Raw genomic sequence first — 12,125 nt, forward strand, 5'->3', positions numbered from 1 at the left:
GCCGGCGACGGCCGCAGCCGGCCGGCCCCGCTACAACCCGAAGGGCCACGTGTCGGGAATCCCCTCGCGCCGCGCGGCCGGTAGCGCTTCCAACGCGCTGGTTTCGGCCAGCCACAGCCAACCGTCGAACTGCTGCGGGAGGATGGTCTCCATGTAGTGGCTCTGGAACTCGGTCTCGGGACGGTAGATGACGCCGATGAAGCGCTGCTGGCGCGGAACCTCGAGCGCGGCGCGCAGCGTATCGCCGGCCGCGCCCGGGCCCGTGGCGCCCGCTCGCAGGTCCAGCATCGCGCGCGGCAGTCCCGCGTCGTGCGCCAGGTGCGCATAGCTGTCGGCCCGCGCGGGCCGCACCGTCTTGGTCTCCGTGGCGCCGTCCCAGTCGGTCGCGGCCGTGACGGTGCCCATGTAGGTGTCGAGCCCGATCAGAGCGGCCTGCGTCCCGAAGGCCTCGCGGCAGAGCTGTCCCAGGTTGATCTCGTCGCGCACCTTGCCCATCGCCGTGGCGGTCGCGTTGCCGATATGCGAGTTGTGCGCCCAGACGACGCCCTTCGAGCTGCTGCCATGCAAGGTCAGCAGTTGCGTCAGGGTCTCGAACATGTGCGTGTCGCGCAGGTTCCAGCCCTCCGCGGAGCCCTGATACATGATGCGGTAGTAGCGCTCCGCCGACGCGACGAGGCGCGCGTTCTGGGCCGCCTCGAAGAACTCGTCGCGGCTGTCCCGCGCGTAGTGGAGACGCTTGTCGAGCATGTCCCGCAGCTGCGCCAGCACCTCGCGCTCGCAGGTGTCGAGCGCGCCGGTCAGGACGGCACGGCCGTATGCCGACGGCATCTTGCGCCAGGGGTCGAGGCACGCGTAACGCTCGCGCGCGAGCACGGCTGCCGCGGGGTCGATCTGGTTCAGGTACGCCAGCACGGCCGACATCGACGCACGCATGCTGTAGATGTCGAGCCCGTAGAACGCCACGCGTTGGTTCAGCGGTCGATCGGCGTTGATCGCGTACAGCTTGTCGGTGAGCCGCGCGATTTCCGTATTGCGCCACATCCAGGTCGGGAACCGGGAGAACGGCGGCGTCGCGTCGTCGTCGGGCGGCGCTGGCCGCTGACGGATATGGCGATCGATGGATGCGGCGTCGGGCCAGTCGGCCTCCACCGCGACGAAGTCGAAGCCATGCCGCGTGACAAGGGCCTCCGTGATGCGGGCGCGCGCGCGATAGAACTCCGCGGTGCCGTGCGTGCTTTCGCCAAGCAGGATGACGCGGCAATCGGCAAAGGTGTCGATCCAGTCCGCAAAGGCGGGGCTGTCGAGATCGGCCAGCGGTAGCGCTGCCTCGGCGATCATTTCCGAGATGCCGCGGCCCGCGGCGGTGCCAATTCCCTGCGTCATGAGACCACCTCCGAATCCGCGCCGGCTCGCCAGCCCTGCGCGCCGACGAGCGGGACGAACACGACCGCGCCGAGATTATCGCGGCGCAGACCGCCGCCGTCGTCGCGCGTGAGGCGAACGAGTTCCTGCCGGGCGAGCGTATCGCCGAGCGGCATCACGAGCGAGCCGTGCGGCGCCAGCTGTTCGAGCCATGCATCGGGAACGCGTGGGCCGCCGGCCGCCGCCACGATGGCGTCATAGGGCGCGTCGTCGGGCCAGCCGAGCGTACCGTCGGCCGCGTGAACCGCCACGTTGGCCACCGCCAGCGAGCGCAGGCAGTCCCGCGCGGTATCGGCAAGACAAGGATGGCGTTCGAGCGTGGTGACGTGTGCCGCGATGCGCGCCATCACGGCGGCGGCATAGCCGGAACCCGCACCGATCTCGAGGACGCGGCTGCGCGGCGTAAGCCGTAGCGCTTCGATCATGCGGGCGACGATATAGGGCTGCGAGATGGTCTGGCCCGCGCCGATGCGGAGCGGGGCATCGTCATACGCGCTATCGAGGAGCTGGGCTGCGACGAATCGCTCGCGCGGTACCTCGTTCATGGCGCGCAGCACCGCCGCATCGCGGATGCCGCGGCGTTCGAGTTGCCATTCCACCATGCGGCCACGGCGCTCGTCGAGCGTACTCATGGCGTCTCCTGTGGGGCGTCTTGCCAGGAGGGAGGCGCAAGATTCCTGCCAAGCGTGCCGGGCGGCATGCGGCGCGTCCCGGCGACACAGGCAACGGCCGGCCGGGCCGGACCCTTGTAGTTTGGAGGTGAAGCGGGTGCAGTTTCTCCCCGGTTCAACCCGTGGCGTCTTCTCCACGCTTGCGATGCCGCGCCGCAATGCGATGCGTGAGCGCGACGAGCGCGGCAAGTGCCGGATCCTGATCGGCCGACCGATAGGCGAGCGTCAGCGGCGCCCGCAGCCGGTCCGCCTCCGCCATGCGGCAATAGGCGACGCCATGCCGGTTGAGGCCGGCCATCGATGCGGGCACCACGCTGACGCCCGCGCCCGCCGCTACGAGGTTCAGGTTGGTCAGCATGCGCTCGACTTCGGCGCCGATATGTGGCGTGAAACCCTGCGCCTCGCATTCGCGCAGCAGGTCCCCGTACATACCTGGCGCGCCAGGGCGGCGAACGAGTATGAACGGATCGTTGGCGAGTTCGCGCAGCGATACGGGCGTGGTCGCGGCGGCCCCGGCCGCATTGCGCTTGCGGAGCAGCGGATGATCGAGCGGCAGGGCGATGACGAGTTCTTCTTCGAGCAGCAGGTCGAACTGCACGCCATCGGGAAACTGGACCGGGGCGCGTACGAAGGCGGCGCTGAGCTTGCCGTCGGCCAGTTGCTCGATCGCCTCGGCCGCATTGCGTTCGGACAGCGACAGCGTGACGCGCGGAAACTGCCGGCGGCACGCGCGGAGGACTTCCGGCGTGAGCTTGTGCGCGGCGGCCGAACTCGTGAAGCCGATCGCCAGTGCGCCCTCGTCGCCGCGGGCCATGCGTTGCATGCGTGTGCGCATCCGTTCGATGCGGGCGAACAGGTCCCTGGCGTCGTCGAGCAGCGCGGTGCCCGCCGGTGTCAGGGCGACGCCGCGCGGCTGGCGCTCGAACAGCGTGACCCCGAGTTCGGTCTCGAGCGCCTTGAGTTGCTGGGAGAGCGGGGGTTGCTGGATGCCGAGTTGTTCGGCGGCGCGGGTCACCGAGCCGGTCTCGGCGACCGCGAGGAAATAACGCAGGTGTCTCAGCTCCATGGTGTGGCCATGTATATATGTTCGATATATGAATGCGAGGATGTATATATTTTACGTCCGTCATCGCCACGACTACCATGAGCGTTTTCCCTTCCGGTGAGTCGCTCCCGAGGAGATTGCCGTGCGTGTGTTCCTGTTGTTGTGTTCGATCGTCGCAACGTTCCTAGCCGGCTGCGCGGCAACCGCCGGGGAGCCGGCTCCCGACTTGCCGCCGTGGCAGCGCGTTCACCTGGGGCACGGTGCAGGCTACGATTTCCCGGTCTATGCGAATCGTCGGCTCGACGGCGACCTGAGCGGCATTCGGGAGGTCGTCTTCATCCAGCATGGGTTGCGGCGCGATGGAGACCACTACTACGCCGCGGGGGAGGCGCTGCTAAAGGCCAGCGGACGGCCGGCCGCCGAGGTGCTCGTCATCGCACCGAATTTCCCGGCGCGGGCGGATGGAGACCGGTTTCCGGGGATGCCGCACTGGAGCACCGATGGCTGGATTGCCGGGGACGACGCCGTGTCGGGGGCCGCCTCGCCGTTGAGTTCGCTGCAGGTGCTCGACGATCTCGTCGCCCTCGTGACCGACCGGGACCGGTTGCCTCGCGTGAAGGAGGTCGTGGTGGCGGGGCACTCGGCGGGGGCGCAGATCGTCCATCGCTATGCGGTGCTCAATAACGTAGACGAGAAGATCCGGGCGAGCGGGGTAACGCTGCGGTATGTCGTGGCGAATCCGTCTTCGTATCTGTATTTCACGCCAGTGCGGCCCGTGGCGCCCGATTTAACGCGCTTTGCGCCATACGACACGGCGGTCTGCGCCAACTATGACCGGTATCGCTATGGCGTGCGCGACATGGTGCCGTATGCGCGCGGGGCGGATGGGATGTCGCTCTACACGCGGTATATGGGACGTCGGGTGACGTACATGGTGGGCGCGGACGACAACGACCCGAATCATCGTGTCCTCGACAAGTCCTGCGGCGCCGAAGCGGAGGGGCCGACGCGGCTCGCGCGGGCGCGGGCGTATGTGCGGTACGAGCGGCTGCTGGCGCCGCCGGGGCAGGTCATTCGCCACGATGCGTTCGAGGTGGAAGGCGTGGGCCACAACCAGTCGCGTATGTTCGGCTCCCGCTGCGGGGCGCGGGCGTTGTTTGGCGACAGCCCAGCCGCCCGTTCGAATGGGGCGGCGTGTGTGGAGACAGTGCGGCCGCAGGGTTGAAGCTTCGAGGGGCGGGCTGCGGTCCGCGGCGGGCGGGTTTGCCCGGAGGCGGGTGCCAAGGCGCGGTGCTACCATGCGGCGAGCATCCGCCTTTGGTCCAGCCTCATGCCTCTCCCCAGGTGGCCCGGTTCCGAATTTCGCGCCAAGACGCGTTCAGACTGGCCCCATCGCATTCCCTCGACTACCTCGCCGGACGTCGCGCGCCGACGGCTGCTGGCTGCGTTTGCGGGTCTTCCGCTGGTCGGCTGGTCTGACGCATTCGCCGCCGAGGCGATGATTCATATGCTCGTGGGGTATGGAGCGGGCGGCGGGGCGGACCATATCGCCCGGCTGCTGGCGGACAGCCTGACCGAGGACGGCGCGCTGACGCTCGTCGAGAACCGGCCTGGGGCGGCGGGGCAGATCGCACTGAACGAGGTGGTCCGCGCGGGACCCCAGCGGCAGACGCTGCTGCTCGGGACCGTCGGCTCGGTCAGCATCAGCCCGCTGCTGCCGGGAGCGGGAGCGGCCCCCAGCGCCATTCCCGAGGCCGCGAGCCGTCCGGGGGCTGGGGGCGCGATCGAGACCATGGCACGGACGACGGCCGGCGCGTCGGCAACGGATGCAACGACGGCAAGGGCGCGGGCGACTGCCGGCACGGGGAGCGGGGCTGCGGGCGCCAACGGCGACGGCGCGCGCGCGCAGGCGGGGCTGCAGCCGATCGCGGTGGTCGCCAGCACGCCGCATGTGCTGCTGGTAGGCGGGGATGGCGGGCGCTTCGGGAGCGCGGAGGCCATTGCCGCGCTGCGGGCACGGCTCGCGGCGGCGCGGCAACGGCCCGGCGAGCTGGCCTACGCCTCGCTCGGCATCCATTCGAGCGCACATCTGGTCGGGGAGCTCATGTGCCACGAGGCGGGCGTCACCATGACGCATATCCCGTATCCCGGCAGCGCCCGCGCGCTGATCGACCTGCAGGGGGGACACGTGGCGATGCTCGTCAGCACGCTTCAGGCCTCGCTGCCGTTGATGCGGCAGGGCCGTGTCCGCGCGCTGGCCGTGACCGGCCGGGCCCGCAGTCCCCTTGCCCCCGCGACCCCGACCTTCGCGGAGGCTGGGGTCGATGGCATGTGGCAGGACGCGTGGTACGGCGTGCTGGCCGCGCCCAGCGTCCCCCAGGCGCAGTGCGCCGCGCTGTCCCGCCGGTTCCAGCGCCTGCTGCTCGATGCCGCGCTGCAGCGGCGGCTCGGGCAGGACGGCGCGGAGCCGCTGGGGCTGACCGGCGCGCGGGCGATCGACTACCTCGACCGGCAGCGCGAGGTGTGGCGGCAGGCGGTGGCGCTGGTGTCGCACCGGATCGCCTGAGCCGGCGTGCGAGTGCCAGGGCACGCACAAGTGGCCGAATCCTCTCTACAATCGTCGCTGTGATGCCGTGGCGCGTGCCGCGGTCACGCACGACGGGGTCAATCATGAGGGGCATCGTTCGCCGTACGGTTTCCGGGCTGCCGAGCCTGGCGGTAGCCTGCGCGTGCATGGTCGCGATCGCTCTGGTCGCCCGCCCGGCGCATGCGCAGAGCGTGCAATCCCCCGATCTGCCACAGACGTCGCAACCGGCGTCCCAACCGGCGTCCCAACCGGCGTCCCAGCAGACGCCCGCACCCGCCGACACCCCAAAGACCCAGGACGGCGTGACGGTCATCGACATGAACGCCGCCCTCACGCGGCTGATTCGCGCGATGAACGTGACCCGGCTGATGACGGTCGGCATGGACCGTGCCTTCGCCCGGATGCCCGACAAGGTTGGCCCGATTCCCAAGGACAAGCTCGCCGCCTGCGCGCATGCCAAGCTCACGCCAGAGATGCTGGAGCAGGTGGTGCGCCCCGCGTTCGCGCTGACGTTTACCGAGCCCATGCTGCCAACCGAGCTATCCGTGGTGTTCGAATCGCGGTTTGGCACCAAGATGATCGACCTCGTGCTCCAGAACAAGACTGTCGACCGCAGCAGCTTCACCGCCGACGAGGTCGAGGAAATGAATCGCTTCGCGCAGTCCCCCGAGATCTCGGCGTTCCTGCGCGACAACGGCTTTGCCCGGCTGATGCGTTCCATCACGCCGTATATCGTGGCCGCCGGCAGCCAGGCGCGCGACGCATGCGTGCGCGAACTCGTGCCGCGCGAAGTTCCCGTGACCAACCCCCGCCCCGCCTGACGTGTCCCTGCCTGTTATCGATAGTCGTCCCTCCGGACGCACGAGCGCCGCGTTCTATCTGTATTACGTATCGCTGTACGCGCCCGTCGCCATCACCATCAGTTTCTTCCCCCTCTGGATTCGTGCGCAGGGCCTGAGCGAACAGCAAACCGGCCTCGTCCTCGCGCTCGGGGCCGGCCTGGCGGTGCTCGTCAATCCGATGATCGGCGCCATGGCCGATCAGGCGCGCAGCCGCAAGACCATCCTGCTCGCCATGGTCGCCGCCTCCGCGATGAGCGCGGCGATGCTGACGATCGCGAACGGATTCGTGGGCGTGCTGCTCGTTTTCCTCGCCACGCGTGCGTGCTCCGCCAGCTTGCTGCCGCTGAGCGAATCGATTGCCATCGCCGGCGTCGCGCGCCATGGTCTCGATTTCGGACGGCTGCGCAGCGCGGGCTCGATGGCCGTGGTGGCGATGTCGATCGTGCTCGGCTGGCTTGTCGATCGCGCGGGAACGGACATCATCGCGATCGTGTTCCTCGTGGCCTATATCGCGCAGGGAATCGTCGGCCTCGCATTGCCCGGCGACGCCGTGCGGGTGGGCCAGCGTGTGCAGGGTCCGATCATGCAGGTGCTGCGCCGCCCGGGCTTCCTGCTGTTTCTGTGCAGCGCCGCCGTGTCGCAGGCCTGCCATGGCTTCTTCTATAGCTACGGCGTGTTGTTCTGGAAGCGCGAAGGATTCTCGGGCGCGACCATCGGCTACCTGTGGGCGCTCGGCGTGGTGGCGGAGATCGTCGTGTTCACGGTGGGGGCGCGCATCGTCTCGCGCGCCAGCGCGCCGCGGCTCATTGCGCTGGCGTGCGCGGCAAGCGCGTTGCGCTGGACGCTGATCGGCATGGCGCCGCGTATGGACGTCGCCATATTTGCGCAACTGCTGCAGGGCGCCACGCTCGGCTTCACGCAGCTCGGCGCGGCCGAGTACATGCGAACGCGCATGCCGGCCAACGTGCTATCGAGCAGCACGGGCGTGTATGCGGCATTCACGGGTTTGCTGACGGCGGTGTGCGTGTACGCGGGGAGTTTCCTGTTCGCGAATGTCGGTGGCCGTGCGTTTCTGCTGCCGGCCACGTTGTGCCTGCTTGGCGCGGGCTCCGCGTTGATGCTCGCGCGCTCGCGCGCCGAACGGCATGCGAGCCTGGCCGAAGCTGGCACGACATAAAGAAGCCGGGACCGCCATTGCGGAGGTCCCGGCCGTGGGCCCCGTTTCAACCATCACATCGTGCTATCGATGTGTCGCGACAACCGTGGAGATGTCGCCGACGGGGCCCGGGGGAGCTGACGATTACTGCTGCCTGTTGCGTTGCTGTTGATCCTGCTGGCCCTGTTGGCCGCCTTGTTGGCCTTGCTGGCCGCTCTGCTGCTGCGACTGGCCCGAGCGTTGATCCTGGTTGCCCATCTGACCGCCGCCCTGGCGTTGCTTGTCGTCCTGCATGCCGCCTTGCTGGTTACCGCGCTGACCGGGCTGCTGCGATTGATCCTGCTGCTTCTGGCCCGACTGGGATTGATTTCCCTGTTGCTGCTGTCCTTGTTGTCCCTGTTGTCCCATCGCTAGTCTCCATTTAGCGGCGAGCATTGCCGCGGATCCAATGTCGCAAGCGTCGTGCCACGCGGAAGATGTGTGTCCTCTTCCATCTGACAGCCCAGCATGTTGCGCATAGGTGACAACGCACGGGCTGGAACGTGCCGCGATTTACAACGCGTGCGGTGTTTTTACATGGATGGGGCCGCGCACCCCCGAACTGCACCGCGCGTGGCCGTTCGCCTGCGGAGATCGTGTCGGTGGTTGGCTGACTGGCCCGCGATTTGCAGTAACCACCATGCAGTAATCAACCCAACGGCGACGTAAGCGGATTTGAGGTCTCGCACGACTGAGGTCTCGCACGCTACGTCATACGTCTGAAGGTTAGGAACAACCTCGAACAATCTGAACAATCTCAAGCACACAGGAGAGAGCCATGAAGACTGCACAGACCCTTCGCATCGTTGCTGTAGCCGCCGCGTTTGCCTTTGCTGGCGGTGCGCATGCCCTCGACATGGGCGGTGGCGGTTTCGTGAAGGTCGCCACGACCTCCGACAATTCGGCGGCGCCGCCGGCGAACAACGCGCCGGGCATGCCTGGCCACACCGAAGGCGACAAGGAAAAGCGTCCCGCCGCCACGACCGACGCCCAGCTCGGCAACAAGGTCGAGAACACCGCCGATAACGCCAAGCAAGGCGTGACCGATGGCGCGCTGACGACCAAGGTCAAGACCAAGCTGCTCGCCACCAAGGACCTCAAGTCCACCGGCATCCACGTGAAGACGAAGGACCGCGTCGTGAACCTGACGGGTACCGTGCCTTCGAAGGAACAGCACGAGCTCGCGCTGAGCACGGTGCGTTCGGTGGAGGGGGTGACGTCGGTGAACGACTCGCTGAAGGTGTCGGCGCGTTAATCGCTGCTAACAGTTCCTTGATGCGCGGCGTAACATGCCGCGAAGCCGCGACACTCGATTCGTGCCGCGGCTTTTTTTCGTCCCTCGTCGTCGTGCTACATCCCGAGCAGCGGCAGCCGGACCACGATGCGCGCGCCGCCTTCTCGCGGGCGTTCCGCGCGGATGTCGCCACCATGCGCGTGCGCGATGGTGCGGCAAATCGCGAGCCCCATGCCCATGCCGTCTGCCCGCGTCGTAAAGAACGCGTCGAACATGCGCGCCATGACGGCGTCGCCGAAACCGGGGCCACTATCCTGAATGGCAATCTCGGCCTCGCGTCCCACGCGCGTGAGCGTCAGGCGGATCCACCGCTCGCCGCTTTCATGGAACCTTCCGTGGTGCCTTTGATGGGGAATATCGGGGGGTACCTCTCGGATCGTCTCCGTGACTCGTGCAATCGCCTGCACCGCATTCATCAGCACGTTGATCAGCACCTGTTGAAGCGGCACGCGCTCTCCAAGCAGCCGCAGATCGTCGCGCGGAAGAACGACCTCCACCGCGATGCGATGCCGCTCGAACTCGTGATCGAGCCACGCCAGGCACTCGCGCGCCAGCGCATTGAGCACGACCGTCTCCGGCGCGGCCGGCTTGTCGCTGGCCAGCGCGCGAAAGCGCGTGACGACCTCCATGGCGCGGTCCGCGTCGACGATCATCCGCTCGATCGCGGCAATGGCCTCCGGCACGTCGGGCCGGGCCAACCGTAGCCAGCGCAGGGCCGCATGGCCGCGCATGACACTGGCCGAGATGGGCTGAAGCACGTCGTGCACCACGGTCGCACAGAGTTCGCCGAGCATCGATACCCGCGCGCCGCGCAGGGCCGCCCGTTCCTCCGGCGCCAGCAGAGGTCGGTGCGGTGGGGTCATGGGGGGCATCATGCCGGCCTCCTTGTATTGAGTGCGGCCGATGTTACGAGCGTGTCGCAGTCACGGTAAATGACAGACATCCCTGTATTTCTGCCGAGATCGATTGTTGCGGGAACGGAAACTCGGATGTCTCCGGTACCCGTCTTGACGCGATTTTTGACGGTACCTAGACTCTTTTCGACTCATCCACAAGCACGGCCAACCGTGCGTCAGTTCGGAATCTCGCCGTGAATCCAGATGCGCTCGTCTATATCGTCGATGACGATCCCCACATCAATGGCGCGCTCGCGGACCTCCTCAGGTCCGTGGGCATCGCCTCGCGCAGCTTTCTTGCGGCGCAGGATTTTCTGCAGGCCGCGCTCGAGGACCTGCCCGGCTGCCTCGTGCTCGACGTCAGGCTGCGGGGCACGAATGGCCTGGACCTGCAGGAACATCTGAAGCAACACGGCGTCGACATGCCGATCATTTTCATCACCGCGCATGGCGATATCGAGATGTCCGTGCGCGCGATGAAGGCCGGCGCGCAGGACTTTCTCACCAAGCCGTTCCGCGATCAGGTATTCCTCGACGCGGTGTCGGGCGCGATCGAAGCAGATCGTTGCCGTCGCACGGCGGTACGCTGCGGCCTGGATCTGCGCACGCGCTTTGCAACGCTGAGCGATCGGGAGCGCGAGGTGATGCTGCTGGCGGCGTCGGGGCTCATGAACAAGCAGATCGCCGGCCGCATCGGTATCAGCGAGGTCACCATCAAGATCCATCGCAGCAAGGCCATGCGAAAGATGGCCGCGCGCACGTTCGCGGATCTGGTCAAGATGGTGCACGAGCTCGGCGCGATCGCCGCGCGGCAGGAGCCCGCATTCGCCGCGCCGCGCGCCGTCGCGATGCCAGCCGCGCGCATGGCCGGCTGACATCGCGGGTGCCGGCTATTGCCGGTATGCGCGGTGGAGATCATGCGTGACGAACGGCGCATCGTGCGTCGGCATGGCGAGCCACTCGGGGTGGCGCAGCGTCTCGCGGATATCCTCGAGCCCGCTCTGCCAGTGCTCGCGCATCGTCAGCGGGCCGAACTGGAAGTCCTTGGCATTGCCCTCGAACGGCTTGTCGCGATAGATCATCTGAATGACGTTGCGCCGCGCGGTGCAGGCATACGCCGCCGCATCGCGGTAGTCCGCGCTGTCGCGCTTGTTGGCCGGCACCAGCGCCATCACGTTGCTGAGCATCTGCCGGAATCGCTGCTGCTCGGCCATATAGTCCGTGATCGCGCGCGTGCGGCTCGAATACTGCACGTCCTTCTGCCGCGTCGCCACATCCAGCAGATTGTCGGGCAGCGGTCCGCGCGCGCTCCACAGGTCGACCTGAAAGATCAGCGCATCGCGCCGCGGTTTCGCGCGCAGCACTTCGGACAACGGCGTATTGGAGACGAGTCCGCCGTCCCAGTAATGCTCTCCGTCGATTTCCACCGCTGGAAAGCCAGGCGGCAGCGCGCCGGACGCCATGAAATGCTCGGCGCGAAGCCGCGTCTCGGTATTGTCGAAGTAGGTCAGGTTGCCCGTGCTCACGTTCACCGCGCCGACCGAGACCCGCATCTCCTGATGGCGATTGATGCGGTCGAAGTCCACGAAGCGCTCAAGCGTGGCCTTGAGCGGCGCCGTGTCGTAATAGCTCGCGCCGCCCGCGCCGATGCCATTCGCAAGCATGCCGGGGGCGAAGGGCAGCGGCCACGCGCGTGGATGGAAGAAGCCGCGCTGGCCTTCCAGCAGCGCGCGGCTGGCTTCGAGGCCGTCGAACCATACCCGCAGCGCGTCCGGCCAGTGCACCGCGCCGTCCGCGATCAGGTCATAAGGGAACAGGCTCGGCAGCCATGGCTGGCGGCAGATATGCGTCCAGAACGCGCGCAACTGGTCGACGCGGTCTTCGGGCGCGTTGCCCGCGATCACCGCGGCATTGAGCGCGCCGATCGAGATGCCGGCGACCCAGTTGGGCGCGATGCCGCCCGCGGCCAGGCCTTCGTACACGCCCGCCTGATAGGAGCCGAGCGCGCCGCCCCCCTGCAGCACCAGTGCCCGGACGGGGTAAGCGTCGTGCGCGGCGGCGATTTCGCGCGCGCGGGTATCCGCGGCCGCGCGACGCGGCCGTTGCTCAACCATCGACATCGATTGCTCCTTGGTATCGTGAGGCCGCCGCGCGGCCTCTGGAAACGGATGAC

12 protein-coding genes are annotated in these 12,125 nt (G+C 67.7%); 7 read left to right on the forward strand and 5 right to left on the reverse strand.

Going from position 1 to position 12,125, the window contains the following annotated elements; translation table 11 throughout:
- Positions 1–30 precede the first annotated feature (30 nt).
- The 3 genes from KHP16_RS09670 to KHP16_RS09680 all read right to left on the reverse strand — a co-directional run bounded on the left by KHP16_RS09670 (position 31) and on the right by KHP16_RS09680 (position 3,159).
- Positions 31–1,383 carry an erythromycin esterase family protein gene (locus tag KHP16_RS09670; protein ID WP_179593937.1) on the reverse strand — a complete coding sequence of 451 codons (1,353 nt, stop codon included), beginning with the start codon at positions 1,381–1,383 and terminating at the stop codon, positions 31–33.
- A complete protein-coding gene (locus KHP16_RS09675) occupies positions 1,380–2,054 on the reverse strand; it encodes a protein-L-isoaspartate(D-aspartate) O-methyltransferase (protein ID WP_211960081.1) in 675 nt (224 codons plus the stop codon). The genes KHP16_RS09670 and KHP16_RS09675 overlap by 4 nt, the downstream gene beginning before the upstream one ends.
- Positions 2,055–2,208: 154 nt before the next feature.
- Entirely contained in the window at positions 2,209–3,159 is a 951-nt protein-coding gene (locus KHP16_RS09680; protein WP_211960082.1) for a LysR family transcriptional regulator, read from the reverse strand.
- Between the two features lie 127 nt (positions 3,160–3,286).
- Between KHP16_RS09680 and KHP16_RS09685 the strand changes: the two genes are divergently transcribed.
- The 6 genes from KHP16_RS09685 (at position 3,287) to KHP16_RS09710 (ending at position 9,017) form a co-directional block, all read left to right on the forward strand.
- Positions 3,287–4,363, forward strand: a complete 1,077-nt coding sequence (locus KHP16_RS09685) for an alpha/beta fold hydrolase (protein WP_415926786.1) — start codon at positions 3,287–3,289, stop codon at positions 4,361–4,363.
- 105 nt (positions 4,364–4,468) lie between these two features.
- Positions 4,469–5,704, forward strand: a complete 1,236-nt coding sequence (locus tag KHP16_RS09690) for a tripartite tricarboxylate transporter substrate binding protein (protein WP_211960083.1) — start codon at positions 4,469–4,471, stop codon at positions 5,702–5,704.
- A 104-nt stretch (positions 5,705–5,808) separates the two neighbouring features.
- A complete protein-coding gene (locus KHP16_RS09695; protein WP_211960084.1) occupies positions 5,809–6,546 on the forward strand; it encodes a hypothetical protein in 738 nt (245 codons plus the stop codon).
- 1 nt (position 6,547) lies between these two features.
- Complete coding sequence (locus KHP16_RS09700) at positions 6,548–7,744, forward strand: MFS transporter (RefSeq protein ID WP_211960085.1); 1,197 nt, start codon at positions 6,548–6,550, stop codon at positions 7,742–7,744.
- Between the two features lie 147 nt (positions 7,745–7,891).
- Entirely contained in the window at positions 7,892–8,137 is a 246-nt protein-coding gene (locus tag KHP16_RS09705; protein ID WP_147306199.1) for a hypothetical protein, read from the forward strand.
- A 403-nt stretch (positions 8,138–8,540) separates the two neighbouring features.
- A complete protein-coding gene (locus KHP16_RS09710) occupies positions 8,541–9,017 on the forward strand; it encodes a BON domain-containing protein (RefSeq protein ID WP_109583531.1) in 477 nt (158 codons plus the stop codon).
- Positions 9,018–9,112: 95 nt separating this feature from the next.
- On the opposite strand, the gene KHP16_RS09715 is transcribed toward KHP16_RS09710, so the two are convergent.
- Positions 9,113–9,919, reverse strand: a complete 807-nt coding sequence (locus KHP16_RS09715) for a sensor histidine kinase (RefSeq protein WP_179593934.1) — start codon at positions 9,917–9,919, stop codon at positions 9,113–9,115.
- 227 nt (positions 9,920–10,146) lie between these two features.
- On the opposite strand from KHP16_RS09715, the gene KHP16_RS09720 reads away from it, so the two are divergent.
- The gene (locus tag KHP16_RS09720; protein ID WP_109583529.1) at positions 10,147–10,827 is read left to right on the forward strand and encodes a response regulator transcription factor; all 681 of its coding nucleotides are present in this window, start codon (positions 10,147–10,149) and stop codon (positions 10,825–10,827) included.
- 15 nt (positions 10,828–10,842) lie between these two features.
- Here KHP16_RS09720 and KHP16_RS09725 read toward each other — a convergent pair whose 3' ends face one another.
- A complete protein-coding gene (locus tag KHP16_RS09725) occupies positions 10,843–12,066 on the reverse strand; it encodes a DUF3734 domain-containing protein (RefSeq protein ID WP_244214652.1) in 1,224 nt (407 codons plus the stop codon).
- Positions 12,067–12,125: the final 59 nt, after the last annotated feature.

It is taken from the genome of Cupriavidus plantarum, from assembly GCF_905397285.1.
GTDB classification, from domain to species: domain Bacteria; phylum Pseudomonadota; class Gammaproteobacteria; order Burkholderiales; family Burkholderiaceae; genus Cupriavidus; species Cupriavidus plantarum.

Bases quoted from the DNA above. Each gene is read 5' to 3' on its own strand.
- KHP16_RS09670 (WP_179593937.1), bottom strand. From the start codon at position 1,383: ATGACGCAGGGAATTGGCACCGCCGCGGGCCGCGGCATCTCGGAAATG.
- KHP16_RS09675 (WP_211960081.1), bottom strand. From the start codon at position 2,054: ATGAGTACGCTCGACGAGCGCCGTGGCCGCATGGTGGAATGGCAACTC.
- KHP16_RS09680 (WP_211960082.1), bottom strand. From the start codon at position 3,159: ATGGAGCTGAGACACCTGCGTTATTTCCTCGCGGTCGCCGAGACCGGC.
- KHP16_RS09690 (WP_211960083.1), top strand. From the start codon at position 4,469: ATGCCTCTCCCCAGGTGGCCCGGTTCCGAATTTCGCGCCAAGACGCGT.
- KHP16_RS09695 (WP_211960084.1), top strand. From the start codon at position 5,809: ATGAGGGGCATCGTTCGCCGTACGGTTTCCGGGCTGCCGAGCCTGGCG.
- KHP16_RS09710 (WP_109583531.1), top strand. From the start codon at position 8,541: ATGAAGACTGCACAGACCCTTCGCATCGTTGCTGTAGCCGCCGCGTTT.
- KHP16_RS09715 (WP_179593934.1), bottom strand. From the start codon at position 9,919: ATGACCCCACCGCACCGACCTCTGCTGGCGCCGGAGGAACGGGCGGCC.
- KHP16_RS09725 (WP_244214652.1), bottom strand. From the start codon at position 12,066: ATGGTTGAGCAACGGCCGCGTCGCGCGGCCGCGGATACCCGCGCGCGC.